The sequence below is a fragment of the Halorubrum sp. DM2 genome, assembly GCF_901686465.1.
Classification (GTDB): Archaea; Halobacteriota; Halobacteria; order Halobacteriales; family Haloferacaceae; genus Halorubrum.
In genome coordinates this window covers 2,731,998-2,756,361 of the sequence record NZ_LR594487.1, presented here as the reverse complement: position 1 = coordinate 2,756,361, position 24,364 = coordinate 2,731,998, and the positions used below count along the sequence as shown (strand labels likewise).

23 protein-coding genes and 1 tRNA gene are annotated in these 24,364 nt (G+C 69.7%); 11 read left to right on the top strand and 13 right to left on the bottom strand.

What is annotated here, in order from left to right; all coding sequences use genetic code 11:
- Nucleotides 1–10: 10 nt before the first annotated feature.
- Nucleotides 11–415, bottom strand: a complete 405-nt coding sequence (gene ribH, locus QOL69_RS13805; protein ID WP_283403629.1) for a 6,7-dimethyl-8-ribityllumazine synthase — start codon at nt 413–415, stop codon at nt 11–13.
- A gap of 460 nt (nt 416–875) precedes the next feature.
- Here ribH and msrA point away from each other — a divergent pair, with 460 nt between their 5' ends.
- The gene (msrA, locus tag QOL69_RS13800; RefSeq protein WP_283403628.1) at nt 876–1,415 is read left to right on the top strand and encodes a peptide-methionine (S)-S-oxide reductase MsrA; all 540 of its coding nucleotides are present in this window, start codon (nt 876–878) and stop codon (nt 1,413–1,415) included.
- A gap of 495 nt (nt 1,416–1,910) precedes the next feature.
- Nucleotides 1,911–2,591, top strand: a complete 681-nt coding sequence (locus QOL69_RS13795; RefSeq protein WP_283403627.1) for a metallophosphoesterase family protein — start codon at nt 1,911–1,913, stop codon at nt 2,589–2,591.
- A 1-nt stretch (nt 2,592) separates the two neighbouring features.
- On the opposite strand, the gene QOL69_RS13790 is transcribed toward QOL69_RS13795, so the two are convergent.
- Both QOL69_RS13790 and QOL69_RS13785 read right to left on the bottom strand, forming a co-directional pair.
- Nucleotides 2,593–4,818 carry a prolyl oligopeptidase family serine peptidase gene (locus tag QOL69_RS13790; RefSeq protein WP_283403626.1) on the bottom strand — a complete coding sequence of 742 codons (2,226 nt, stop codon included), beginning with the start codon at nt 4,816–4,818 and terminating at the stop codon, nt 2,593–2,595.
- A 90-nt stretch (nt 4,819–4,908) separates the two neighbouring features.
- Complete coding sequence (locus QOL69_RS13785) at nt 4,909–5,226, bottom strand: hypothetical protein (protein WP_048077380.1); 318 nt, start codon at nt 5,224–5,226, stop codon at nt 4,909–4,911.
- Between the two features lie 156 nt (nt 5,227–5,382).
- On the opposite strand from QOL69_RS13785, the gene QOL69_RS13780 reads away from it, so the two are divergent.
- Nucleotides 5,383–6,459, top strand: coding sequence for an NAD(P)/FAD-dependent oxidoreductase (locus QOL69_RS13780; protein WP_283403625.1), 1,077 nt, complete (start codon nt 5,383–5,385; stop codon nt 6,457–6,459).
- A gap of 403 nt (nt 6,460–6,862) precedes the next feature.
- Here QOL69_RS13780 and QOL69_RS13775 read toward each other — a convergent pair.
- Nucleotides 6,863–6,933, bottom strand: a tRNA-Gly gene (locus tag QOL69_RS13775).
- Between the two features lie 237 nt (nt 6,934–7,170).
- Here QOL69_RS13775 and QOL69_RS13770 point away from each other — a divergent pair.
- Together QOL69_RS13770 and QOL69_RS13765 are read left to right on the top strand one after the other, a co-directional pair.
- Nucleotides 7,171–7,695 (top strand): DoxX family protein, encoded by a 525-nt coding sequence (locus QOL69_RS13770; protein WP_283403624.1) that lies wholly within the window; start codon nt 7,171–7,173, stop codon nt 7,693–7,695.
- Between the two features lie 13 nt (nt 7,696–7,708).
- Complete coding sequence (locus QOL69_RS13765; RefSeq protein ID WP_283403623.1) at nt 7,709–7,993, top strand: hypothetical protein; 285 nt, start codon at nt 7,709–7,711, stop codon at nt 7,991–7,993.
- A 100-nt stretch (nt 7,994–8,093) separates the two neighbouring features.
- On the opposite strand, the gene QOL69_RS13760 is transcribed toward QOL69_RS13765, so the two are convergent.
- The 4 genes from QOL69_RS13760 to QOL69_RS13745 are packed head-to-tail and all read right to left on the bottom strand — an operon-like array spanning nt 8,094 to nt 15,226.
- Complete coding sequence (locus tag QOL69_RS13760; RefSeq protein WP_283403622.1) at nt 8,094–10,502, bottom strand: methyl-accepting chemotaxis protein; 2,409 nt, start codon at nt 10,500–10,502, stop codon at nt 8,094–8,096.
- A 60-nt stretch (nt 10,503–10,562) separates the two neighbouring features.
- A complete protein-coding gene (locus QOL69_RS13755) occupies nt 10,563–11,267 on the bottom strand; it encodes a class I SAM-dependent methyltransferase (protein WP_283403621.1) in 705 nt (234 codons plus the stop codon).
- Nucleotides 11,268–11,327: 60 nt separating this feature from the next.
- Complete coding sequence (locus QOL69_RS13750) at nt 11,328–13,535, bottom strand: type II secretion system F family protein (RefSeq protein ID WP_283403620.1); 2,208 nt, start codon at nt 13,533–13,535, stop codon at nt 11,328–11,330.
- Nucleotides 13,532–15,226 carry a type II/IV secretion system ATPase subunit gene (locus QOL69_RS13745; RefSeq protein ID WP_283403619.1) on the bottom strand — a complete coding sequence of 565 codons (1,695 nt, stop codon included), beginning with the start codon at nt 15,224–15,226 and terminating at the stop codon, nt 13,532–13,534. The genes QOL69_RS13750 and QOL69_RS13745 overlap by 4 nt, the downstream gene beginning before the upstream one ends.
- A gap of 198 nt (nt 15,227–15,424) precedes the next feature.
- Between QOL69_RS13745 and QOL69_RS13740 the strand changes: the two genes are divergently transcribed.
- Entirely contained in the window at nt 15,425–15,892 is a 468-nt protein-coding gene (locus tag QOL69_RS13740; protein ID WP_283403618.1) for a DUF5793 family protein, read from the top strand.
- Between the two features lie 37 nt (nt 15,893–15,929).
- On the opposite strand, the gene QOL69_RS13735 is transcribed toward QOL69_RS13740, so the two are convergent.
- Together QOL69_RS13735 and QOL69_RS13730 are read right to left on the bottom strand one after the other, a co-directional pair.
- Nucleotides 15,930–16,841 carry an SAM hydrolase/SAM-dependent halogenase family protein gene (locus QOL69_RS13735; protein ID WP_283403617.1) on the bottom strand — a complete coding sequence of 304 codons (912 nt, stop codon included), beginning with the start codon at nt 16,839–16,841 and terminating at the stop codon, nt 15,930–15,932.
- Between the two features lie 458 nt (nt 16,842–17,299).
- The gene (locus QOL69_RS13730; RefSeq protein ID WP_048077370.1) at nt 17,300–17,830 is read right to left on the bottom strand and encodes a nicotinamide-nucleotide adenylyltransferase; all 531 of its coding nucleotides are present in this window, start codon (nt 17,828–17,830) and stop codon (nt 17,300–17,302) included.
- Between the two features lie 170 nt (nt 17,831–18,000).
- On the opposite strand from QOL69_RS13730, the gene lonB reads away from it, so the two are divergent.
- The 5 genes from lonB (at nt 18,001) to QOL69_RS13705 (ending at nt 23,186) form a co-directional block, all read left to right on the top strand.
- A complete protein-coding gene (lonB, locus tag QOL69_RS13725) occupies nt 18,001–20,286 on the top strand; it encodes an ATP-dependent protease LonB (RefSeq protein ID WP_283403616.1) in 2,286 nt (761 codons plus the stop codon).
- A 146-nt stretch (nt 20,287–20,432) separates the two neighbouring features.
- The gene (locus QOL69_RS13720; RefSeq protein WP_048077368.1) at nt 20,433–21,215 is read left to right on the top strand and encodes a CBS domain-containing protein; all 783 of its coding nucleotides are present in this window, start codon (nt 20,433–20,435) and stop codon (nt 21,213–21,215) included.
- A gap of 81 nt (nt 21,216–21,296) precedes the next feature.
- The gene (locus QOL69_RS13715) at nt 21,297–21,530 is read left to right on the top strand and encodes a glycine zipper domain-containing protein (protein WP_283403615.1); all 234 of its coding nucleotides are present in this window, start codon (nt 21,297–21,299) and stop codon (nt 21,528–21,530) included.
- A gap of 71 nt (nt 21,531–21,601) precedes the next feature.
- Nucleotides 21,602–22,555: an NOP5/NOP56 family protein gene (locus tag QOL69_RS13710; RefSeq protein WP_283403614.1), complete on the top strand. Its 954-nt coding sequence runs from the start codon at nt 21,602–21,604 to the stop codon at nt 22,553–22,555.
- On the top strand, nt 22,548–23,186 hold the full coding sequence (locus QOL69_RS13705; RefSeq protein WP_283403613.1) for a fibrillarin-like rRNA/tRNA 2'-O-methyltransferase: 639 nt from the start codon (nt 22,548–22,550) through the stop codon (nt 23,184–23,186). The genes QOL69_RS13710 and QOL69_RS13705 overlap by 8 nt, the downstream gene beginning before the upstream one ends.
- 18 nt (nt 23,187–23,204) lie before the next feature.
- Here QOL69_RS13705 and QOL69_RS13700 read toward each other — a convergent pair whose 3' ends face one another.
- From QOL69_RS13700 to QOL69_RS13690, 3 genes are all read right to left on the bottom strand, one after another.
- Complete coding sequence (locus tag QOL69_RS13700) at nt 23,205–23,399, bottom strand: helix-turn-helix transcriptional regulator (protein ID WP_283403612.1); 195 nt, start codon at nt 23,397–23,399, stop codon at nt 23,205–23,207.
- A gap of 7 nt (nt 23,400–23,406) precedes the next feature.
- Nucleotides 23,407–23,823 (bottom strand): DUF2178 domain-containing protein, encoded by a 417-nt coding sequence (locus QOL69_RS13695; protein ID WP_048077364.1) that lies wholly within the window; start codon nt 23,821–23,823, stop codon nt 23,407–23,409.
- A 161-nt stretch (nt 23,824–23,984) separates the two neighbouring features.
- On the bottom strand, nt 23,985–24,293 hold the full coding sequence (locus QOL69_RS13690) for a cyclin family protein (RefSeq protein WP_283403611.1): 309 nt from the start codon (nt 24,291–24,293) through the stop codon (nt 23,985–23,987).
- Nucleotides 24,294–24,364: the final 71 nt, after the last annotated feature.

The window sequence follows — 24,364 nt, the reverse complement described above, 5'->3', positions numbered from 1 at the left end:
CGGGTGTCTGTCAGTCGAGTTCCTCGGCGAGGTCGATAGCCGCGTTCGCGGCGTCGGCCCCCTTGTCGATCCGCTCGCGCGCCTCAGCGCCGGACATCCCCGGGCCGCTCACGCCGAACGTGACCGGGGTGTCCCGGTCGAGGCTCACGTCGGTGAGCTTCTCAGCGGTCGCGTTCGCGATGACGCGGTCGTGGTCGGTGTCGCCGGTGACGATGGCTCCGACGACCGCGACCGCGTCGACGTCGTCGCGGCGCGCGAGTCGGTCGGCGGCCAGCGGGCTGTCGTACGCGCCCGGCACGCTCACTTCGTCGACGACGACGGCGTCGCGGTCGGCGGCCGCCTCCCGGGCGGCCTCGGCCATCGGCTCCGTGACGGAGTCGTTGAACCGCGCCACCACCAGTCCCAGCGAGACCATACCGGAACTGGTACGGGCGTCGGCAAAGGTCTACCGTTCGACCGCAGGGTTGCCGGGCGAACGCGTTCGGGACGGGAGGTGACCGGAGAGCCAGTTACGCAACTGGAGCGGTGGCGCGTGCCTCCGAGCGCCCTTTTAACGGCGCGAGGAGCGTCGCGCGAGGGAGTCGACCGGTCGGAGCGAAAGCGGAGACCGGTCGACGAGGCTGGGGAGGCGTGAGGTGCGGGGGGCGGTGCTGTGGCGGGGTGGGGCTCGAAGGGGCGAGCCGGGAGGCGGGCGCAGGCGACGTAAGCACTGGAAGGAGCGAGCGTAGCGAGCGACTGAAGCGCGCAACGAGCGTGCGCCCCGCCTCCCGGCTGGGGCTTCGGTGGTCGCAGTTGTGACGGGATCAGCAGCGTATAGCCGAGCAGCTTCGTACAGCCGCGCGTCATTAATACGTCTGCGACGCTAACAACGGTACATGACGAACACCGAGACGGCGACGGTCGGCGGCGGCTGCTTCTGGTGCGTTGAGGCCGCATTCAAGGAACTCGACGGCGTCCACAGCGTCACCTCCGGCTACGCCGGCGGCCACGCCGAGGACCCGAGCTACCGGGAGGTCTGTTCCGGGAACACCGGCCACGCCGAGGTTGTTCAGGTCGAGTACGACCCCGAGGCGCTCTCCTACGGGGACATTCTGGAGATTTTCTTCACCGTCCACGACCCGACACAGCTCAACCGACAGGGCCCCGACGTCGGCAGCCAGTACCGCTCTATCGTCCTGACCCACGACGACGACCAGCACGAGGCGGCGACGCGGTACGTCGAGGCGCTCAACGAGGAGGGCGGCTACGACGACGACGTGGTCACCGAAGTCGAGCCGCTGGAGACGTTCTACCGGGCCGAGGAGAAACACCAAGACTACTTCGAGAAGAACCCGGCCGACGCCTACTGTACGATGCACGCCCAGCCGAAGGTCGACAAGGTCCGCGAGCGGTTCCGCGAGAAGGTCACGGCGTAGAGATCGACAGGGCAAATCCTACTTTTCGGCCGGTGTTGGCGACGAGAGCGGACTCGTCACTGGTCCGGCGAACACCACCGAAGCCCCAGCCGCGAGGACAGCGCACGCTCGCTGTGCGCCTCACTCGGTCGCTTCGCTCCCTCGTTGCGGTGCTTGCGTCGCCTGCGCTGTCCTCGCGACTGCCCCTTCGAGTCCCGCCCCACACAGCACCGCAGCCTCACGCCTCCCCAACCTCGCGGCTCCCTCCGGTCGCCGCGTCCCTCGCGCGGTGCTCCTCACGGTCGCCGATGGCGACCGCTCGGAGGCACGCAGTGAGGCGCTGCGCGCCTCTGGCAGCCGGCGGCGAAGCCGCCGGCGACGCCACAGCACCGCAGAAAGACGTTTTCGGCTTTTTCGCGTTGACTGACCGCCGAGGGTCCGGACTTGGATGTGTTCCGTTCCGCGGCGCACCTCCCGCCACAACCTATTCCCTCCCGCCGACCGAACCCTCCGCCGATGAAGATCGGTCTCATCTCGGACGTCCACGCGAACCTCCCGGCGCTGGAGACGGTCCTCGACGACATGCCCGCGGTCGACCGGATCTACTGCGCGGGCGACGTGGTCGGCTACAACCCGTGGCCCGCCGAGTGCGTCGAGCGCGTGCGCGAGATCGCGGCCGCGACGGTGCGCGGGAACCACGACCGCACCGTCGAAACCCCCGAGCGCTACCGCGCCAACCGGATGGCCGAGGCGGGCCTCGAACACGCGAAGGCGTCGCTGTACGACGAGCAGCGCGAGTGGGTCGGCGGCCTCCCGCGGACCGAGACGATCGCGGGCGACCGCTACCTGCTCGTCCACTCGCACCCCGCGGCCGAGCGCGAGGACGCCTACGTCTACCCGGAGGAGTTCCCGACCCTCGACCGCCACATGGGCGAGTACGACGGGATCGTCCTCGGCCACACCCACGTTCAGGGCGTCCGGGAGGCGGGCGGCGGGTTCGTCTGTAATCCGGGCAGCGTTGGCCAGCCGCGCGACGGCGACCCCAGAGCCGGCTACGCGGTCCTCGACACGACGACCGACGGGACCGACGCGGTCGAGACGCGCCGCGTGGAGTACGACATCGACCGCGTCGCCGCCGCGGTCCGGGAGGCCGACCTCCCGGAGCTGACCGCCGAGCGCCTCTACGAGGGCGAGTGACTTACGCCCCGTCGTCGCGGTCGGCGGCAGCGCGATCGGTGGCAGCGGAATCGCGGTCGCCGCCGTCCCCGACTTCAACCTCCAACCGCTCGTAGAGGAACGCCCACGAGTCCGTCTGCTCGTCGACGATCATCGAGGCGGGCTTGCCGACGCCGTGGCCGGTCTCGGGCTTGGTGCGCAACAGGAAGGGGCCGCCCGCGGCCTCGTTCTGGAGCCGCGCGGTCATTTTCCGGGCGTGTGAGGGATGGACCCGCGTGTCGCTCGCGGCCGTGGTGAAGTACACCGGCGGGTAGCTTTCGTCGGGGTCGATGTTGTGATACGGCGAGTACGCCCGGAGGTACTCGAACGCCTCCGGGTCCTCCGGGTGGCCGTACTCCGTCGTCCACGACTCGCCGAGCAGGAAGCGGTGGAACCGCAGCATGTCCAAGAGCGGGACCGCGCACTGCGCGGCCGCCCACAGCTCCGGCCGCTGCGTGACGACCGCGCCGACGGAGAGCCCGCCGTTCGACCCGCCCGCGACCGCCAGATGGTCGCTGTCGGTGAGTCCCGACTCGCAGAGCGCCTCGCCGGCCGCAATGAAGTCGTCGAAGGTGTGCTGTTTCTCGGCCAGCATCCCGGCCTCGTGCCACGGCTCGCCGTACTCGTACCCGCCGCGCGCGCACACCGCCGCGAACGCGCCGCCGTCCGCGAGGAACGGGAGCCGAAACCGGCCGAACGACGGCGTGACGCTGTTGCGGAACCCGCCGTAGCCGTACAGCAGGGTCGGCCGCGGCCCGTCGACCTGGACCCCCTCGCGGTAGCAGACGAACACCGGGACCTCGGCACCGTCCGTCGAGTCGACGAACCGCTGTTCGACGACGAGGTCGTCGGGGACCGACAGGTCGACCGAGTCGATCGCGGTCGACTCGGCGGGGTCGGAGTCGTCCTCATCCACGTCATCCACGCCATTCCCCGCTTCGGCGGCCAGATCGAGTCCGCGGACCGCTGGCGGCCGGTCGAACCCCGTCACGCCGAAGAACGCCTCCGGCGCGTCGCGGGCCGCGGAGACCCACGTCACGGAGCAGTAGTCCGGCAGCGACACGTCCCACAGGTGCGTCCCGTTGCGGTCGTGGACCGAGAGCCGCGAGTGCGCGTCCCGCCGGCGGTGCACGAGGAGGCGCTCGGGCGTCGGGACCGCCGACCGGAGGATCCCCTCGCCCTCGGGAAGCACCTCGCGACACTCGTCGAACGAGAGGTCGCCCTCGCGGAACCGGTCGACCGAGCAGGCGAGCAGCCGCCGCCGGGGGGCGTCGTGATCGGTCGTGACGAACGCCGTCCCGTCGTGGAACCGGACCGAGGTCTCGGCGTCGGTGTCGGTCAGGACGGGACGGAGGTCGCCGTCGACGTGGACGTACCACTCGGTCCCTCCGACCATCTCGGAGAAGGCGACCGCGAGCAGGCCGGAGTCGGGGTCGACGGTCACCCGGGGCCAGACGTGCCGGTCGTCGTGTTCAAGCAGCACTTCCTCCGCTTCGGGACCGTCGGCGAGCCGGAACCGGCGGATCTCTTTGTCCATCTGCGCGCCGTCGGCCGCGCCGCCGGTGGCGACGTAGACGAACCCCTCGCCGTCCGCCTCCCACGCGAGGCTCCCCGCGTTGACGCGGCCGCGCTCGGGGAGGACGGCGACCTCCTCGACGCCCGCGCCGAAGCCGTCGGCCGCGTCGGCGTTCGACACCGTTTCGCTCGGGTCGTGGACCGAGAGGACGCGGACGTCGTAGTTCTCGTCGCCGCCCTCGGTGACGCCGACCGCGACGCGGTCGCCGTCGTGAGACGGGACGTACCACGCCATCGACCGGGGCGGCCGGTCGTCGTCGCGGTTCGCCGCCCACGCGTTCGGATCGACGAGGACGCGGTCCTCGCCGTCCGGCGCGTCGCGGACGACGAGACGGGCGTGGTCCGCCCCCGGCTCGCGGACCGTCGCGAAGTAGCGGTCCTCGCGGACGGTGATCGGCCCGTAGTCGGCCACCTCAACGAGGTCGTCGAACCGCGGGCGGAGTCCCTCCCGGAGGTCGTCGTCGAGCGCGGCGTCGGCGTGGTCGTTCTGCGCGTCGGTCCACCGGTGGACCGCCTCGTCGTCGCCTTCGAGCCACCGGTACGGGTCGTCGATCTCGACCCCGTGGAGCGTCTCCGTGACGACCTCACGTTCGGTCTCCGGCGGAGACGGGACCGGAGCGGACTGGCGTGACATACGATCGCCTGTCGCCGGCAACGCAAAACCGCTGGGGTCGCGGCGGCCGCCGCCGCGGGTCGATCAGCTTCGAGCCGGTGGCGTCGGGCGTCAGGGCCACACGCCGGCGACGAACAGGAGGTTCCGCGCGGCGACGAGAAGCGAGAGGACGCCGACGCCCGCGCACATCAGCGTCGCGACGAACCGACGCGTGCCGCCCGCGACCGCCACCGGAATCCCGATGACGGCCATTCCGGCGACCTTCGTGAGGAGCATCCCGCGGAGGAGGCCGAACCGGGAGATGAACAGGCGGCCGATCGGCGACCCCTCGACGTACTCGCTGCCGGTGAGGGCGACGTACGTCGTCGCCACGTCCGCGGCGGCCCCGACGAACAGGAGGCAGACGGCGAGAGCGAGACGAGAGGGCACTGCCCCAGCGAACGCGGTACGCAGGCATAAATCTCCGGGCACGCGGTCGGGTTGCGTGGACGAGCCGGCATCGCTCTCGCTACGACTCGACGTGGCTGGTCGCCGACCGCGCACAGCACGGGGCCATTTAAACCGCCGCGACGCGTACGATCGGTAATGAGTTCGGCAGACGACGCGTACGAGATCGCGGTGGTCGGCGGCGGACCGGCCGGATTGACGACCGCGCTGTACGGCGCTCGACTGGGCCACGAGACGGTGCTGATCGACCGCGGCGGCGGGCGCGCGGCGATGATGGCCGACACGCACAACGTGATCGGCGTCACCGAGGACACCTCCGGCAACGAGTTCCTCCAGACCGGCCGCGAGCAGGTGCAGTCGTACGGCGGGACCTTCGAGCGCGGCTTCGTCACCGACGTCGAGCGCACCGACGACGACCGGTTCCGCCTCTCCACGAACGACGCCGAGATCACCGCGGATCGCGTCGTCCTCGGGACCGGCTTCTCCGACGAGCGTCCCGAACCGCCGCTCCCGCGGACGGGCAAGGGGCTTCACTACTGTCTCCACTGCGACGCCTACATGTTCGTCGACGAGCCGGTGTACGTGATGGGCCACGGCGAGGCCGCCGCCCACGTCGCGATGATCATGCTCAACGTCACCGACGACGTGGACGTCCTGACCCGCGGCGAGGAGCCGACGTGGAGCGACGAGACGGCCGCCCAGCTCGACGCCCACCCCGTCGAGGTCGTCCGCGAGGACGTGACGGGCGTCGAGAACGACCCCGACTCCGGCTGGCTCGAAGCGCTGGAGTTCGATGACGGCAGCCGCCGCGAGTACCGCGGCGGGTTCGCGATGTACGGCTCCGACTACAACACCGCGCTCGCCGAGGGGCTCGGCTGCGAGTTGACCGAGAGCGGCGAGATCGACGTCGACGACCACGGGCGCACCAGCGAGGACGGCGTGTTCGCGGTCGGCGACATCACGCCCGGCCACAATCAGGTGCCCGTCGCGATGGGGCAGGGCGCGAAGGCCGGCCTCGCCATCCACAAGGAGATCCGCGAGTTCCCGCGCTCGACGGAGGAGATCGAGGCCGACGGTCCCGTCGACGCCGACGAGGTGCCCGCCATCCCGCCGCACCTCATGGCGACCGCCGTCGCCCACGAGGGCCACGCGGGCGGCCCGCGCGAGGACGCACCCGCAGAAAACACCGAGGCACCCGCGGCGGACGACGACTGAACGCGGAACGCGAGCGGTTCGGCTTTTGAGGTGATTTTCACTCACCCATTCATACAGCCTCGCGGTCGGCGCGCGCCTGCGAGCGGTCGCCCTCGGCGGCCGCGAAGCAGCGCCGCGCGAGGGAGTCGGTGGTCCGAAGCGAAGCGGAGGACCGCCGACGAGGCTGGGGAGGCGTGAGGCTGTGCGGTGCCGTACGTGAGAGAGCGAGGTTCATCTCTGCCGTATTTTCGAACGAAACAATTTGGCCGGCCGGGACTTTCGTTTGTGCCTCGTATCGCTCGCTGCGCGCGACTGATAGGGTTCAAATCCCTCTCAGGATTTCCGAGCGAGGCGAAGAAATCGCCGGCCGGGACTCCCGCGAGCGAAGCGAGCGGGAGGTCGGCCGGCGCACGACCGCAGGGAGTGCGCCGGCCGGGATTTGAACCCGGGCCATGAGCTTGGAAGGCTCAGGTCCTACCACTAGACCACCGGCGCTCGCGTCGGTCGACGACGCATCCATACGTAGGCGGAACGTGTTTCATAAGCGTTCCGTGTTCGGACCGAACGCCCCGAGGAGTGTCGTGGCTGAACGACCAATCTGCGTGAGCCGTACTTAAAGACCCACGATACTGCGGACCCCTCCCAGCGCGCTAGAACGCTTTTCAGCCGCTTAGAACACTGTTCGGGATATACGTGTGTACCCACCCAAGGTACACCCGTGAGGTGACACCGATGTCATACCAAACTAGCAGTCCGCTGGTCGGCGAGACCGAGTTCGCGCTGGACGGGCCCTGGGCGACGTACTGGATCGCGTTCCTGCGCGTCGTCACTGGCTGGTGGTTCTTCCACTCGGGGTTCACCAAGATCCTGACCGACGGGTTCTCGTACAGCTACGGCCCGATGTACATGTCGGAGATGACCGGGACCGCCCTCGGCCCGATCCCGGTGTGGATGGGGAACAACCTCGCGTTTCTCATCGAGCCGGGAGTACCCCTGTTCGAGACGCTCATCGGGCTGGCGCTGATCGCCGGGGCGTTCACTCGGTTCGCCGCGTTCGGCGGGGTCATCTTCATGTCCTTGTTCTGGATCGGCAACGCCGAGTTCGGTCACGGCGTCGTCAACAGCGACCTCATGGGACTGCTCCTGTTCCTGACCGTGATCGTGCTTGCGGCCGGTCGGTACTACGGTCTCGACGCGCTCATCGAGGAGACGGCGCTCGTCAAACAGAACCCCAAGCTGCGGTACCTGCTCGGCTGAGAGGTGACTTCCAATGACAGACATCATCGACACGGCGGCGCGGGCGTTGAGCGCGGGACTGATGCTGTTCGGCATCGTGGTCCTCGGACTGGTTGAGACCCTTTCGGGACAGCCGTTCAGTCCGGCCCCGATCACGAACGAGGCGGGCGAAGTGACGGCGATGCCGCTGATCTCGCCGGAGATCCGCACGGCGTTCGTGCTGGCCGGCATCGCGGTGCTGGGCCTGTACGCGGCGTACCGGATCGTGGCACCGCTCCCGGACGGCCGGGGCGTCAGCCACGAGACGATGGCCGACTGAAGGAGGCGGGACCGCTGACCGCGACGCGACCGATCCGAGGCATCGTCGCGGACGACACCGATCGCTTTTCCGTTCGACCCTACTCATCGAGCGACCGCTCTCAGCTCTCCGAGCCGTCTGCGTCCGGATCGCTCGCTCGGACCGTCTCGTCGGCGGTGCCGCCGTCCGTGCTGGCGGGAGCGGCGTCCGCGGACACCTCGTCAGCGCCGAAGGAGAACGCCGACTCGGCCGCGTCCGTCGTCTCGGTCGAGTCGTCGCCACCGACAGCGGCTCCGTCGGCGTCGACCTCGAAGCCCTCGGTCATCTCTCGCAGGTCGCGGGCGCGCTCGTGGAGGTCGTGCGCCTGCTCGGAGACTTCGCCGAGCGTGGCGGCCTGCTCCTCTGCCGCTGAGGCGACGGTGGTCGCCTCGGCGGTGGTCTGCTGGCTCACGCCCGCGAGGTCGTCGACCGCGCCGGTGACCTCGCTGACCGACGACGCCTGCGCGTCCATCGCGCCGGATATCTCCTGAACGCCGTCGTCGGCCTCGCTCACGCGCTCTGAGACCTCTTCGAGGGCGTCCTCCGCGTCCTCGACAACCTCGACGCCGTCGTCGACCCCCTCACGGATCGCGGCCATCTCGTCGACGCTCTCGTCGGTCCGCTCGCGGAGGCTACCGATTAGCGACTCCACCTCGGCGGCGGACTCCTGCGTCTCCTCCGCGAGCGACTTCACCTCCTCCGCGACGACCGCGAAGCCGGAGCCGCTCTCGCCCGCGCGGGCGGCCTCGATCGAGGCGTTCAGCGCGAGCAGGTTGGTCTGGTCCGCGATCTCCGAGATCGTCTCGACGATCTCGTCGACCTCCGCCATCTCGGCTTCGAGCCGCTCTACCGTCTCCGCAGCGGACTCCGAGCGCGCCTCGATCCCGTGGAGTTCCTCGACGGCGTCGGCCGCCGCCTCGCGGCCCTCCTCGGTGAGCGAGTCGGCCTGCCGGGAGGTGGTCGCGACCTGATCGGCGGAGGCGGCGACCTCCTCGACGGTCGCGGACATGTCCTCCATCTCGCCGGCCACCTCGGCCAGCTGGCGGCTCTGTCGCTCCGCGCCGGCGGAGATCTCGTCGACCGCGTCGCTGGTCTCCCGGCCGGCGGCCGCGGCCTCGTCGGTCCCGTCCGTGACGGCGTCGCTCCGGTCAGCCACCTCGACCGCGAAGGAGTCGACCTCGGCGATCGCGGCCTCCAACTCGTCCATCGCGTCGTTGAACTCCGTGGCGATGGAACGGAGCGCCTCGGGGTCGTCAGCGTCGGCGCGGAGCCGGGCGGTGAGGTCGCCCTCGGCGCAGGCCGCCATCGTCTCGCCGAAGTCGTTCGCGCGCGACTCCAGCCGCTCGGCGAACGCGTCGCTCTCGGCCTTCGCCGCCTCGGCCCGCTCGCGCTGCGTCTCGGCCGACTGAATCTGCTCGCGCAGCGAGTCGCGCATCGTCGCGAACGCCCCGGAGAGGTCGCCGAACTCGTCGCGCCGTTCCGTGTCGAACTCGACGTCGAGGTCGCCGTCGGCGAGCGCCGACGCGCGCGACCGGAGCCGGTTCAGCTCGACGACGGTGCCGCGGCCGAGCGTCCCGCCGAGCAGGCCCAGCCCGACGACCGCGACGCCGACGATGAGGAGGAGGTTCCGTCCGATCATCCCGGAGAGCGCGTACGCCTCGGAGAGGGGGACGTGGACCGCGACCAGCCAGTCCTCGGTTTCGAGGGGCGCGTACGCGACGAGGTACTCGCCGCCGTCCGCGAAGCCGAACGTCGCCGACGGGAGGAAGCCGACGGCCCCCTCCTCGTCGAACAGTGTCGACCGGATCTCGTTGTCGTAGCGGAAACCGGCGGCGTAGTCGTTGTCGCTCGCCGTGATCTCGCCGTTCGGCTCGACGATGGTGGTGAACGCGCCCTCCGTCGGCTGCCGGAGGTCGGCCGTGACGGGGGCGAGCGACACCTCCATCACGAGGTAGTCGCCGATCGGCGTCGAGGTGACGTACGCGATCCGGCGTTCGCCGTCGACCCGGTACGGCTGGCTCCTGAACACCTCGTCTCCGTACACGATGTCGTCGCCAAACCACGCCTTCGAGGCCACCGTCTCGCCGCCGTCGCCCTCGTCGGTGGTAGCGAGGACGGTCCCCTCGGCCGGGTCGACGAAGTGGAGAGCGGCGACCGACTCGTCGGCCCGCGAGAGGTGCGACGCGAGGTATCCGTCCACCCGGTCTGCGTCCTGAGAGAAGATGTCGTTGTCGGCGACGTTCCGAATCGCGGTGCGGCGCTCGGTCGCCCAAGCGTCAAGGTCGGTCGCGCTCAGCTCCGCGACGGCGGTGTAGTCGTCCTGCGCGCTCGATTCGAGCTGCTCCGTCGTCTCCGCGTACGTGACGGCTCCGACGGCACCGATCGCGAGCACGACGACAACGAGAGCGACGAGGAACTTCGCGAGGTAGCTCCGGGCCACCGCGTCGGGCGCGACCCGACGCAAGATCCGTTCGAGAAGGGTGTCGGCCATTATCATCAGGCGCTCGACAGGGACTCTTTAATCCACCCCCGTCAGTATCCTCGGTGATAATTAGCGGCTCACCGCCGACACCACCGCGTAACAGTTTCCGCTCGAAACCCGCGTGTGACGGAGTTCGAGGTCGCTCGCGGCGAGATCTGACTCGAACTCAGCGGGAGAGTAGATGTGATAGTACCGGGGGACAGTCTCGCCGCCCGGGAGCGTCCAGTCAACGGTCGTGTCGAACCCCTCGTCGCGGTCGAACCGGTCGTGGGCCGTGCTCCACGCGCTGACGAGCGCGACCCCGCCCGGCGCGAGGACCCGAGCCAGTTCGTTCAGGCTCTCGACGCGCGCGGCCCGGGGCGAGAGGTGGTGGAGCGTGGCGACGTAGGCCGCGAGGTCGACCGCGTCGTCGCGCACCGGCAGCGACGCGGCGTCCCCGTGGACGAACGCGGCCGCGTCCGCGAACCCCCGGTCGCGGGCGCGGGAGAGCGCCTCGTCGAGCAGGCCGCGGCTGAGGTCGACGCCGACCGCGGTGTCCGCGTGCGACACGAGCGCCTCGGTGTGCCGACCGTTCCCGCAGCCGACGTCGAGCGCGCGGGTCGCCGACCGGCCCTCCAGGAACGACTCGACCTCGGGCCAGGCGTACTCGCGGGTCTTCGAGAAGTGGCTCGCGATGCGGTCGTAGGTCGACTGCGGGTCGCCGGTCGACGTCGGGCCACCGATCGACGCCGGGTCTTCGGTCGGTTCCGAGTCGCCGGTCGATTCCGAGTCCATACGTCCCGCTCGGCGGCGACCCGTTTAGCTCGTGCGGCCGGGCGTCGCTCGACGGCCGGATCACACCAGTCCGATCGCGACGAACGTGACGAGCGTGACCGCGAGCAGTACCACGACGTGTTTCACGCCGTCGCGCACCGACCCCTCCCCGAGTTGGCCGGCGACGAGCCCGGAGCAGGTCGCCTGGATCGCCGCGGCGTGGAAGAACAGCTGCTCGTAGGCGTCCACGTCGATGTCGCCGATCCCGTCCGTGATCCCGGACGGACCGGAGGGAGCGCCGCTTCCGGCGTCCGGGAGGCCGCCGCCCGTTCCCGGAACGCCCGCCGACTCGATAGCGGGGATGAACGACACCGACAGCGCCGCGATGATCCCGATGAAGACGAAAAAGGAGATGTAAATGACGATGAGGTAGGTCAACATCACCTGCCGGCGCTCGCGCCGGAGCGACCAGGTCGCGCGCGACTCGTCGGCGGCGATCCGCAGGACCGGCCCGACGTCGCCGCTCGCCCGGATCGCGTTCGTGACGAGCGCGACCGCCCGGGACATCATCGGCGACCGGACCCGCCGTTCGAGCCGTCGCAGCGCGGTCGAGACGTCCGCCCCCCAGTCCACGTCGCGGCGCGTCCGCCGGAGGTCCGCGGTCAGCGCCTCCAAGTTCGAGTCCGCGACGCGACGGACGCTGCCGACCACGGCGGTCCCCGCCTCGTTGACGCTGGCGAGTCGGTCGAGGAAGTCGGGGACCGCGGACTCGACGCGCCGGACCCGCCGCTTGCCGAACTCGTAGGCGACCGCGTACGCCGCGAGGACGAACGTGGTCGCGGCGACGAGCGGCCCGTCGACCTGTCCGACCATCTCCACCGGCGTCCCGAGCGTTATCGGGAACGCGAAGATCAGCAGCCCGACGACCGCGATCGGGACGGCCGCGAGGAACACGGTCCGCGGCGAGGCCAGCACGGTCTCGGCCGGCGACGCGATCAGCTGACGCGCCCCGCGGAGCCGGTCGTAGATCCGGAGGCGTTCGCGGCTCGCCGCCCACCGGTCCGCGCCGGGACCGTCGCGGGCGGCCCCGTCCGAGGTGGTCCCGTCCGGCCCGCGTCCGCTCGCCGTCCCCCCGTCGAACCGCGGGGATCCGCCCCGGTCTCCGGACTCGTCCGTCGCGTGGCGCACCCCCGAGACGGACGGAGTGTCCGGGTCCGACAGCGACGACTCCGCGACCGTCTCGGTGCCGCCGATCCCCTGCGTCACGCTGTCGACGTAGACGACGAACCCGAAGGTGGCGAGCGGGACACCGACGTAGACGACGACGCGTAAGAGCGGCATCGTGTCCTGTAAGACGAGGCCGATGACGACGAGGATGGTGATGAAAAAGAGCGGCCCGGCGACCAGCGCGGTCACGTACGCCTCGGCGAACGTCGAGAGCAACTCTAAGTACTGCTCCTGTTTCGCCTCCGCCTCCGCCTGATACCGCTCGTACTGGTCGTTGAGGAACGCCGACACCGACTGCCCGGTCCCGAGGACGGACGCGAGGTTCTCCGAGAAGTCCGCTAAGTCGTCGCTGGGCGTCCGCCGGGAGATGCGCTGGAGCGCGGTGAGCGAGTCGGTCCCGAAGGCGTTCATGTCGCGGACCGCGACCGACAGCTCCGTGGCGGCCTCGCCGTACACCGACTCGTTCTCCGCGAGCGTGTCCATCACCCGCGGGAACGCCATCCCCGAGCGCGAGAGCGCGTACATGAACGCGACGGTCCGGGGTAGGGTGGCGTCGATCTCAGCCGCCCTCGCGTGTGCGCGCTGGTCGAGCAGCTGCCACCGGGCGACGTACGCGCCGAGCGCCAGTCCCGACCCGACCGTCGCGGAGACGACCGCGAGCAGGACGAACAGCCTCCCGAGACCGAGGTCGGCGAGCCGCGCGACGACCGCGACGAACCCGAACTGGGCCGGGAGCGCCCCGCGGATCGCCGCCTCGCCGACGTCGAGCGCGGCGAGCAGTCCCGCGGCACCGTACACGCCGATGACGCTGCCGGCGACGCCGAGAACGGCGGCGTACAGCAGCGTGCGCGAGGCGTACACCCGGTGCGTCGTCCCGGCGACGTGGGCCGCGCGCATCCGGTCGCGCTGGGCCCGCCGCCGCGTCTCGTTCTCCCCGACGTAGTCGCCGAAGGCCGTCAGCGCGACGCGGGTGACGAACAGGTCGGCCCGGTCGTCGACGAGCGGGAGCGCGAGCGCGAGGCAGGCCGCGACCGCCGCGACGAGGGGGACGTACTCGATCATCGGTCCGTGGCCGCCGGGTCCCCCGCGGTGGCAGCGTTTTCCTCGTCCGTGAGGGCGTCGGCGTCGACGCCGTCGGCCGCGGCGACCCGCTCGTCGAGTTTGTCCATCACGCGGTCGGCGTCGGCGTAGTACTCGTTGACGAGGGCGGTGAACGTGCGGTAGTCGTCGATGCCGAGCGCGGAAAGCAGTTCGAGGAAGCGCTCGCGGCGGCGGACCTCGCGGAGCAACTCCGAGCGGGACCAGCCGCGCTCGTCGGCGATCTCATCCAACAGCGACGAGTCGTTCCGCTGGAACGTGTCAGAGTCGGGGTCCCACTCGAACGCCGACGAGTAGTCGAGCTCGCCGGTCCGCTGGTCGATGCCGCCGATCTCGCCGATCGCCTTCGCGCGGCGGACGCGCTGCTCGCCGGAGCGAGTCATCGTCTGGACCGAGAGGAGATCGAGCGACTGGACCATCGCGCGCGGCACGTTGATCGGCTCGTTCTCCAGCCGGTTGATCACCGTCTCGATCGAGTCGGCGTGCATCGTCGAGAACGTCGTGTGTCCCGTGTTCATCGCCTGAAACAGGGTGATAGCCTCTTCCCCGCGGACCTCGCCGACGATGATGTACTCGGGGCGGTGGCGCAGCGCGGAGCGCAGCAGGTCGTACATGTCGATATCGGCCCCCTCGTAGCGGCGCTCGCGGGTGATCGAGGAGAGCCAGTTGTCGTGGTATAAGGAGAGCTCGCGGGTGTCCTCGATCGAGAGAACCTTCGCGCGCGGCGGAATGAACATCGAGACCGCGTTCATCGACGTGGTCTTCCCGGAGGCGGTACCGCCGGCGAAGATGAGACTCTTGTTGTGCTCGATACAGAGCCAGAAGTACGCCATCTGCTCGACGGAGAAGGTCCCGTACTCGACGAGATCGACCGGCGTGAACGGGTCCTCGGCGTACTGACGGATCGTGAACGCCGAGCCGCGCGGCGTCACCTCCTCGCCGAGGGAGAGCTCGGCACGCGAGCCGTCCGGCAGCGTCGTCCCCACGATGGGATCGCCGACGGAGACGTGCCGACCGGACTGCTGGGCGAGCCGGATCACGTAGCTGTCGAGTTCCTCCGGCCCGTAGGAGACGTTCGTCTCGATGTCGGTGTACTCGTCGTGGTAGACGAAGATCGGGAGGTCGTAGCCGTCACACGAGACGTCCTCGATGTGCCGGTCGTTGAGGAGCGGATCGACCTTCCCGTAGCCGCGGAAGTCGCGGTAGAGGTAGTACGCGAGCGCGTGGAACGTGTCCATTCCGGCCTCGACGCCGTACCCCTCCAACAGCGTCTCCAGCTCCGATCTGAGCGTCTCCTCGTCGGTCTTCCCGGTCCCCTCGCGGTACAGGAGCGGGTCGCGGATGTCGTCGACGACGCGGTCGAGGAGGTCGCGCTCGAACGCGTCCAGCTCCGGTTCGACGGCGTAGTAGCGGTGTTCGCTCTCGACATCGTCGTAGGTGATCACGACGTACGCGTACGGCGCGTTCACCCAGTAGCGGTCGATCTCGCGTTCGTCCTCGGGAACGGTGAATGAGGCGAGCGGCCCGTCCTGTCCGGGGCGGAACGGGCGGACGTCGAGCGTGGACCCCTGAAGCAGCTCCCACGCCCGAGAGAGTCGCCGCTGGAAGGCCTCGATCCGGTCGCCGAGGTCGCTCCCGCCGACGTCGCTCGCCATAGACGTGGGGATGTTGCGGCGGGGGGAAGTTAAACTACTCCCGACGATTATCACAACCGACATCGGGGCGGAGCCATCACCGTCGATCCGCTCGTCTCGTCGATCTCGCACCGCCGATCCCCGCCGTCGTCGATCCGCTCGTCTCGTCGATCCGCCCGTTACGTTGATACGGCCGGGCCGCAAAGCGACTAACAGGAAATGCGGCGTGACTACTTCGATTTGACCGTCGACGGCGTTGGAAACGGCGTCGACTCCCGGTCGCCTCCGCTGGTGCGGATCGACTTCCACGGACCGGAGGAACTGCTCCGCGATCGGCTCTCCGGGGGCGAGAGCGACGGCGACCTGCTCACGGCCGACGAGATCGACGTCGCCTTCCGGCTCCGAGAGCCGCTGGACGAGGCGGACGACCCGGAGGGCGTGGTCGGCGTCACCAACCGATACACCGGCGACTTCGTCCTCGAACTCAACGAGACGGCGACCGACGTACTCCCCTTCATCCACGCCGCCCGCGACGCCACGGAGGACGGCGACGCGCAGTACCGCGTCGAGATCGACGTCGAGGGCGAGCGGCTCGTCGCCTACGACAAGGACACGTTCCTCGTGTACGACCACGAGGGGAACCTCCTCCGCAGCGAGAGCCTGATCCCCTCGGGCGTCGAACTCTGAGGTCGACGGCCGGAGCGGTTCGCGCGAACTCTTCGACTCACAGGCTGACGCTGTCGGGCACGAGCCGCACCGAATCGCCCGGCCGGAGGTCGAACGCGCCGTCGCCGCGCCCGTCGTTGACATCGCACTCCACGTAGCCGTGGCTCCCGACGGTGACCAGTCGCTCGCCGGGGTCGACGGCACCGAACGTCTCCGCGACCGGCGTGAGGTCGCCGTCGACGCGGATCCAGTCGCGGCCGCGGATCAGCGCTCCCGGAACGTTGGTGATCACGTTCCCGAACCGGTCGATCGCGAGCACTTCGCCGTCGACGGCGACGACCTCCCCGGCGTCGTCCGCCCCGTCGTCGACCTCACCATCGCCACCCTCCCCATCGTCGCCCCCGGCGCGCTCGACCGTCGGCTCCGGGAAGCGGACGTCGACGGGGTCGCTCGCGGGGGCGAGGTCGTCCATCGCCGCGAGCGCGTCGGCGACCGCGTCCGGGGTCAGCGCCCCGTCCGCCCCGTCCGCCCCGTCCGCCCGCTCTCCGTCCGCGTCGTCGAGCGCCGTTCGGACGCGGGCGGCGGTCGGGGCGAACACGTCGCGGCCGTGGAACGTCTCGCTCGCCGGCTCGTCGACCGCGACGGTCCAGGTCTCGATATCCGACTCGTCGGCGGCCAGTGCCCGGGCCGGGGGCATCGCGAGGCCGTTGTCGGGCGCGACGAGGACGTGCGCGCCGGCGCGGACGACGAGCGCGTCGCGGTCGGTGCCGACGCCGGGGTCGACGACGGCGCAGTGGACCGCCGGCGGGAACTCCGGGAGGACGAACCGGAGCCAGAAGGCCGCCGCGCGCGGGTCGCCGCGCGGCAGGTCGTGTGCGACGTCGATCATCTCGGCGTCCGTGTGCCGGCGGATCACTCCCTTCATCGCGGCGGGGTACGGCGAGCCGAAGTCCGAGGTGAGCGTGATCATATCGGAACCCGCGTGCGGGGAGCGGTTAAAAGAAACGGGCTGCGGCTCCATTTACTGTGCGACGCGGTGGCGCGCGCCTCCGAGGCCGCACCGCGGCCGAGGAGCGTCGCGCGAGGTCGCCGGCGGCGAAGCCGCCGGCTGCCAGAGAATCTCCGATTCTCGCTGGAGTCGATGGCGGCCGAGCGAAGCGACGGCCGACAGCGACGAGGCTGGGGAGGCGTGAGGTGCGGTGCGGGACTCGAAGGGGCAGCCGCGAGGACAGCACAGGCGACGCAAGCACCGCAACGAGGGAGCGAAGCGACCGAGTGAGGCGCGCAGCGAGCGTGCGCTGTCCTCGCGGCTGGGGCTTCGGTGGTCTTAGTCACAGCGTCGGTTTCGTCGTAGCGAGCGGGTGGGGCTTCGGAGCGGTTCGCATCGCTCAGCGAGTTATAAGCAGAACCGGATTACGTACAGCCGGTCTACGCGTCCGACGGCTCCTCGCCGTTCGTGTCGGTCTCGGCGATCCGGCGGATGCGCTCGACGCCGTCGACCTCGCGGATCACGTCGACGACGGCGTCCGGGACGAGGTCTTCCCAGTCGCGGCCGCGGATCATCCGCTCGCGGAGCTCGGTCCCCTCCAGCACGTCGCGACGGAACATCGGCGACTGGCGCACCTCGACGCCGGCCTCCTCGAACAGCCGGACCACGAGGGGGTTGTTCGAGTACGCCACGTCGAACCGCGGGGTCATGCTCTGGACGTGGCTCACCCACACCGAGTTCCGGTCGAGGTCCTCGATGGGGACGACGTAGGTGGTGGCGTCTAACTCCTCGACGGCCTTCGTCACCATCATCACGCGCTCGCCGGCGGTGAAGGGGTTCCGCGTGGTGTGAGAGTCGCCGGCGGAGCCGATTCCCAAGACCAGCTCGTCGACCTCCGCCGCGATCTCTTCCACCATGTGCTGGTGCCCGTCGTGGAACGGCTGATACCGACCGATGTAGAACCCCCGCATGAATCTACGTAGCGGCGGCGTCATTTATAAACCCCGTGGGAACGGCTGAACGGAGAGATCGAGGGTTAAACGGCTTCACGAGGGCGTTTACTGCCCCCGAACCGACGAGTCCGGGGGGAGAAAGTATATCAGTAGCCGACCCGTCCTTTTCGATAGCGACACCCGATTCTATGAGCAACGAGAAGGACACGAACGACCCGACGGCCGACGACCCCGACGAACCGCCTCACGGCGGCGTCGACGACTCGAATCCGGCGGGGAACGGCGAGGACGCCGCACACGGCGATCCCGAGCCCGACGACGGTCCGGCGAGCGACCCCGACGTCGACCGGGACGCGACCGCGGACTCCGGCGGGGAGTCGGCCGCGGACCCCGACGACGCGGACGAGCCCTGGGACGACGGCGTCGTCGTCGACGAGGGCGACGGGTTCGACGAGACCGAGGTCGTCGGGGGATCCGACGAGGACCGGAACGGCGAGAGCGCCGGGCCGGCCGACGACGGCGGGATCGACGAACTCGGCAGTACCGTCGAGGTCGAGGGCGCTGAGATCGAGGAGGACCCCGACGAGGACGACCTGCTCGGCGGACTCAAGATCGACACGACCGCCGAACTCGAGATCCCCGACCGGCTCGTCGACCAGGTCATCGGGCAGGAACACGCCCGCGACGTGATCATCAAGGCGGCGAAACAGCGCCGCCACGTGATGATGATCGGCTCGCCCGGGACCGGGAAGTCGATGCTCGCGAAGGCGATGTCCGAGCTGCTCCCCAAAGAGGAGCTACAGGACGTCCTGGTGTATCACAACCCCGAGGACGGCAACAAGCCGAAGGTGCGGACCGTGCCGGCCGGCAAGGGCGACCAGATCGTCGAGGCGCACCGCGAGGAGGCGCGCAAGCGCAACCAGATGCGGTCGCTTCTCATGTGGATCATCATCGCCGTCGTGTTGGGCTACGCGCTCATCATCGCCGGCACGGTCCTCGTGGGCATCATCGCGGCCGGCGTAGTGTACCTCGTCTTCCGCTACCTGAACCGCGGCTCGGACGCGATGATCCCGAACCTGCTGGTGAACAACGGCGACACAAAGACCGCGCCGTTCCGCGACGCGACGGGCGCACACGCCGGTGCGCTGCTCGGCGACGTGCGGCACGACCCGTTCCAGTCCGGCGGGATGGAGACGCCCAGCCACGACCGCGTCGAGGCCGGGGCCATCCACAAGGCGAACAAGGGCGTGCTGTTCATCGACGAAATCAACACGCTCGACATCCGGAGCCAGCAGCACCTCATGACGGCGATTCAGGAGGGCGAGTTCTCGATCACGGGCCAGTCCGAGCGCTCCTCGGGCGCGATGGTCCAGACCGAGCCGGTCCCGACGGACTTCGTCATGATCGCGGCCGGGAACCTCGACGCGATGGAGAACATGCACCCGGCGCTGCGCTCCCGCATTAAGGGGTACGGCTACGAGGTGTACATGGAGGACACCATCGAGGACACCCCGGAGATGCGCCGGAAGTACGTCCGGTTCATCGCCCAAGAGGTCGCGAAGGACGGCCGCCTGCCGGAATTCTCCGCGGAGGCCGTCGAGGAGATCATCCTCGAGGCCAAGCGGCGCTCCGGCCGGAAGGGCCACCTGACGCTGAAGATGCGGAACCTCGGCGGGATGGTCCGCGTCGCGGGCGACATCGCTCGCGGCGAGGACGCCGAGATGACGACCCGTGACCACGTCCTTCAGGCGAAGGGCCGCTCGCGGTCCATCGAACAGCAGCTCGCGGACGACTACATCGAGCGCCGGAAGGACTACGAGCTGGAGGTCTCCGACGGCTACGTCGTCGGGCGCGTCAACGGTCTCGCCGTCATGGGCGAAGACTCCGGGATCATGCTCCCGGTGATGGCCGAGGTGACGCCGACCCAAGGCGGCGGTCAGGTGATCGCCACCGGCCAGCTCAAGGAGATGGCCGAGGAGTCGGTCCAGAACGTCTCGGCGATCATCAAGAAGTTCTCCGACGAGAACATCTCGGAGAAGGACATCCACATCCAGTTCATCCAGACGGGCCAGCAGGGCGTCGACGGTGACTCCGCGTCCATCACGGTCGCGACCGCCGTCATCAGCGCCTTAGAGAACGTCGGCGTCGACCAGAGCCTCGCGATGACCGGATCGCTTTCGGTCCGCGGCGACGTGCTCCCGGTCGGCGGAGTGACCCACAAGATCGAGGCGGCCGCGAAGGCCGGCTGTACCCGGGTGATCATCCCCGCGGCCAACGAGCAGGACGTGATGATCGAAGACGAGTACGAGGAGATGATAGAGATCATCCCCGTCTCGCACATCAGCGAGGTCCTCGACATCGCCCTCGAAGGCGAGACCGAGAAGGACTCGCTCGTCTCGCGGCTGAAGTCGATCACGGGATCGACGCTGAAGGACGGCAACGTCTCCAGCCCGTCCAGTCCGAGCCCGCAGTAGACGGTTTCGCGCCCGCTTTTTGCGGTCTTATTTCGCTACCGCTCCGCGAGCCACCGCACTCGCATCCATTCCGCGTCCCGACTCGACCGCTCGTTCGGCGCCAACGCCCCGGCCTCTTTTTACCCCGGGAGCGTCTACGGCGGACGATGAGCGGGAAACCGACCGTCGGCGAGTACATGACGCGCGAGGTGGAGACGGTCAGTCCGGACGAGACGGTGGCCGAGGTCGCGCGTCGCATGGCCGACAGCGACGGCCACAACGGGTTCCCCGTCACGCAGGGCCGCACCGTGGAAGGGTTCGTCTCGGCCGGGGACCTGCTGCTCGCGGACGACGACGCGCCCGTGTTCACCGTGATGACGGAGGACCTGATCGTCGCGCACCCCGACATGAAGGTGACCGACGCCGCCCGCGTGATCTTACGCTCCGGCATCCAGCGGCTCCCCGTCGTCGACGACGCCGACAACCTCGTCGGGATCATCTCGAACACGGACGTGGTGCGCTCGCAGATCGAGCGCGCGACGCCCGGGAAAGTCGGGAAGCTGATGCGGACCCTCTCGCAAATCCACGGCGTCGAGCTCGATGAGGAGCGGCGCGAGGTCGACATCGCGGCCCTGACGCCGACGCAGGCCCGCGTGTACGCCGACGAACTGGAGGGCCGGCAGTACGAACTGGAGAACGGGCTCGCCGAGCCGCTCGTCGTCATCGACAACGGCGGCACGCTCTACCTGGCCGACGGGCACCACCGGGCCATGGCCGCCCGGGAGGCCGGCATCGAGGCGATGGACGCGTACGTGATCATCCCGCGGACCACCGTCGACCTCGGGATGGCGAAGACCGCCGAGAAGGAGGGCCTCCGCGTCGTCGACGACATCGAGATCGTCGACTACGCCAGACACCCGCTCGTGGAGACGACGAAGCGGCTCCAGTGACGGGAGTCGGGGATTTCCCCGCCCACACCAATCCGTGGTTTTCGCAGACACATTTTTATGAATCGACAAGAGAGGGTCGGTATGGGATCTCGAATCCGAACGGCGTTGAGCAGGGCGAAGTACGCGGCCGTCGGCGCGGCGGTCGGTGCCGCGGTCGGCGGACTGTGGAGCCGGAACGCGGCGAGCACGGGCGGCGCGCTCGGCGGACTAGCCGGCGCGACGCTCGCCGAACTGAAGTCCGGCGCGGGCGGCGTGTTCGCGGACGACGAGGACGAGCCGGACGACGCGGGCGGCGAGGCCGACGCGGCCGCGTGAGCGGCCCGTCGACCGAGCGCCGTCAGCCGCATCGGGAACGTCTATACCGGCGGGCCGAGTAGCCGCCGGCAATGAGTGACACCGACGACCCGGACGCGAGCGGGGCGTCCGACGGCGGGGGCGGCTGGTTCGAGGCACATTCGTCGGAGGCGGCCGACGGCAACGTGGAAACGGCGAGCGACGACGCCGCGGCCGCCGCGTGGGTCCGCGACGGGAGCGCCGCGACACCCGCCGACTGGCCCGCGCGCGCGGTCGAGGCCGGGTTCGCCGGCGATGCGGACGAGTACTACGACCGGCTCAAGGCCGTGACGACGCGCGCGACGCGGGAGGCGGTCCGCGAGCGCGAGCGCGCCGACGACGCGCAGCTGATCCACGCGGTCCGGGCCATGGACGACTGCGAGCGCGTCGCCAACGAGCTCAGCGAACGCGCCGTCGAGTGGGCCGGAAGCCTCTTCGACGAGGTCGATCCCGGAATCGAGGGGGCCCGGGCGGTCGCCGCGCGCGAGCCGGAGAGAGAGGTCGAGCGGCGGGCCGTCTCCCTCGCCGAGCGCGCCGCGGAACTCGACGACGAGCGGGCGGCGCTCGCGGACACCATCGGTCGGATCGCGCCGGCCGTCGCGCCGAACCTCACCGAGATGGCTGGCCCGGAACTGGCCGCGCGTCTCATCGCGCTCGCCGGCGGACTGGAATCGCTCGCGAAGAAGCCGTCCGGGACCGTACAGGTACTCGGCGCTGAGGACGCGCTGTTCGCGCACCTCTCGGGGCGTGCCCCCTCGCCGAAACACGGGATCATCTACACCCACGAGTTCGTTCGGGGGACGCGGCCCGAGGACCGCGGCTCCGCGGCGCGGGCGCTGGCCGGGAAGCTCTCGCTCGGCGCGCGGGCGGACCACTACGCCGGCGAGCGTCGGGAGCGACTCCACGACGACCTCCGCGAGCGGATGGCGACGATCCGGGCGCGGGCGGACAGCGAGGAGAACGGAGCGGCGTCCGACGACGGAGCGGAGGTGACCGACGATGAGTGAGCCGACGCTTCCGAACGGGGTCGAGCGCCAAGAGATCGACGGCGAGCGGCGGCTGGCGACCCGCGGCGAGCCAGTATACGGCGAGCCGACCGCAGACGGCTGGCGCGCGTGGGACCCAAAGCGCTCGAAGCTCGGCGGCATGCTCGAACTCGGACTGGAGACGGGGCTCGCGGGCGGCGAGACCGTCCTCTATCTCGGTGCCGCGAGCGGGACCACGGTGAGTCACGTCGCCGACTTCGCGGGCCCGACGTACGCGGTCGAGTTCGCGCCGCGTCCGGCGCGGGACCTGCTCGACGCCGCGGAGCCACGCGACCGACTGTTCCCGCTGCTGAAGGACGCCCGGAAGCCGGAGACGTACGCGCACGTCGTCGAGAGCGACGTCGACGCGGTCGTTCAGGACGTCGCCACGCGCGGACAGGCCGAGGTGGCCGTGCGCAACGCCCGATTTCTGGCGGACGACGGCCGGCTACTGTTGGCGATCAAGGCGCGCAGCGAGGACGTGACCGCCGCGCCGGCGGACGTGTTCGACGGGGCGCTCGACCGGCTCCGCGATGCGTACGAGATTCTGGAGACGCGGCGGCTCGACCGCTACCACGAGGACCACCTCGGCGTCGTGGCGACGCCGAAGTAGTCGCACCGCGGCAGTCGGTCACTCTTCGGGGTCGAACAGGTCTTCGACGCGGCAGTCGAAGTGGGCGGCCAGATCGAAGGCGAGCTCCAGCGACGGGTCGTAGCGCTCGCGTTCGATCGCGTTGATAGTCTGGCGCGTCACGCCGACCGCAGCGGCGAGGTCGGCCTGACTCTCGCCGGTCTCGGCGCGCCGGTCGCTGAGGTCGTTTCTCATGTGCGGTTCACAGCCGATACTTGTAGTAGATCACGAACGCGCCGTACGCGACGAAGAGCGCGAACAGCGTCCACATCGAGCCGTAGAACTCGCCCGGGAGCGTGACGATCCCGCTCTCTTCTAACACCAGTCCGCCGGGTGCGCCGAGGACGAACACGTACGCGAACACCTTCATCGTGTAGTGGCCGGCCTCGCGCTCGATGGTCGTGTCTCGCTCGTCGTACAGGTCGACGGGGCTGAACCGCTGGACGAGCCCCATCCCGATACCGCCGGCCCAGTAGAGGGCGACGCCGAGGACGAACCGGTCGAGCGCGATGGCGATCCACAGCGCGAGGATGCCGACGCCGAGCAGTCCGTAGGCGATTCGCTTGTACCGTTTCCGCGTGGAGGGTCGAGTCGTCGCGGGGGTAGTGTGTTCGCTCATGGTGGTGGGTAAAGCGAGCGCGGACCGAGTGTAAAGCTCGCTTTACAGTAAAGGAGACTTTACACATCATTTTAAATCCATCGGCGACACCCACGGTCGGAGCCGTCGCTGGCGGAAACGGGTGCGAGGGGCAGTGAAAACGGATGGTGAGCGTCCGAGACTCACCACGACGGCGGCGAGAAGCCGGCGTCTTCGAGAATGGGTTTCCACCGCTTTTGAACCGAGAGCCGAGAGACGTCCATCACGTCAGCGACGGCGGACTGCGAGCGCTCTTCGCCGCGGATCAGCCCGGCAGCGTAGAGGCTGGCTGCGGCCGCGACGCGCTTGCCGCGGTCGTCGTCGGGGGCGCGAGAGAGGAACAGGTCGACCGCGGTCGAGCGCGTCTCCTCGTCGAGGTCGAGCGCGGCGCACGCTTCGTCGAGCAGTTCGATCCACGCCTCGTTGTCGACCCGGTCGCTCGCTCGGTACACGGGCACGGGTAGTCGGTGGGGGTACATAAGCGGCCGCGTCCGTCGAGTCGCGGGCGCACCGGGCTCGCCCG

Excerpts from the sequence above, each read along its gene's own strand:
- QOL69_RS13720 (WP_048077368.1), top strand. The coding sequence starts at position 20,433 with ATGAGCGGGAAACCGACCGTCGGCGAGTACATGACGCGCGAGGTGGAG.
- QOL69_RS13790 (WP_283403626.1), bottom strand. The coding sequence starts at position 4,818 with ATGTCACGCCAGTCCGCTCCGGTCCCGTCTCCGCCGGAGACCGAACGT.
- QOL69_RS13730 (WP_048077370.1), bottom strand. The coding sequence starts at position 17,830 with ATGCGGGGGTTCTACATCGGTCGGTATCAGCCGTTCCACGACGGGCAC.
- ribH (WP_283403629.1), bottom strand. The coding sequence starts at position 415 with ATGGTCTCGCTGGGACTGGTGGTGGCGCGGTTCAACGACTCCGTCACG.
- QOL69_RS13780 (WP_283403625.1), top strand. The coding sequence starts at position 5,383 with ATGAGTTCGGCAGACGACGCGTACGAGATCGCGGTGGTCGGCGGCGGA.
- QOL69_RS13765 (WP_283403623.1), top strand. The coding sequence starts at position 7,709 with ATGACAGACATCATCGACACGGCGGCGCGGGCGTTGAGCGCGGGACTG.
- QOL69_RS13760 (WP_283403622.1), bottom strand. The coding sequence starts at position 10,502 with ATGGCCGACACCCTTCTCGAACGGATCTTGCGTCGGGTCGCGCCCGAC.
- QOL69_RS13770 (WP_283403624.1), top strand. The coding sequence starts at position 7,171 with ATGTCATACCAAACTAGCAGTCCGCTGGTCGGCGAGACCGAGTTCGCG.
- msrA (WP_283403628.1), top strand. The coding sequence starts at position 876 with ATGACGAACACCGAGACGGCGACGGTCGGCGGCGGCTGCTTCTGGTGC.
- QOL69_RS13715 (WP_283403615.1), top strand. The coding sequence starts at position 21,297 with ATGGGATCTCGAATCCGAACGGCGTTGAGCAGGGCGAAGTACGCGGCC.
- QOL69_RS13710 (WP_283403614.1), top strand. The coding sequence starts at position 21,602 with ATGAGTGACACCGACGACCCGGACGCGAGCGGGGCGTCCGACGGCGGG.
- QOL69_RS13695 (WP_048077364.1), bottom strand. The coding sequence starts at position 23,823 with ATGAGCGAACACACTACCCCCGCGACGACTCGACCCTCCACGCGGAAA.
- QOL69_RS13740 (WP_283403618.1), top strand. The coding sequence starts at position 15,425 with ATGCGGCGTGACTACTTCGATTTGACCGTCGACGGCGTTGGAAACGGC.
- QOL69_RS13700 (WP_283403612.1), bottom strand. The coding sequence starts at position 23,399 with ATGAGAAACGACCTCAGCGACCGGCGCGCCGAGACCGGCGAGAGTCAG.
- lonB (WP_283403616.1), top strand. The coding sequence starts at position 18,001 with ATGAGCAACGAGAAGGACACGAACGACCCGACGGCCGACGACCCCGAC.
- QOL69_RS13735 (WP_283403617.1), bottom strand. The coding sequence starts at position 16,841 with ATGATCACGCTCACCTCGGACTTCGGCTCGCCGTACCCCGCCGCGATG.
- QOL69_RS13705 (WP_283403613.1), top strand. The coding sequence starts at position 22,548 with ATGAGTGAGCCGACGCTTCCGAACGGGGTCGAGCGCCAAGAGATCGAC.
- QOL69_RS13755 (WP_283403621.1), bottom strand. The coding sequence starts at position 11,267 with ATGGACTCGGAATCGACCGGCGACTCGGAACCGACCGAAGACCCGGCG.
- QOL69_RS13745 (WP_283403619.1), bottom strand. The coding sequence starts at position 15,226 with ATGGCGAGCGACGTCGGCGGGAGCGACCTCGGCGACCGGATCGAGGCC.
- QOL69_RS13750 (WP_283403620.1), bottom strand. The coding sequence starts at position 13,535 with ATGATCGAGTACGTCCCCCTCGTCGCGGCGGTCGCGGCCTGCCTCGCG.
- QOL69_RS13795 (WP_283403627.1), top strand. The coding sequence starts at position 1,911 with ATGAAGATCGGTCTCATCTCGGACGTCCACGCGAACCTCCCGGCGCTG.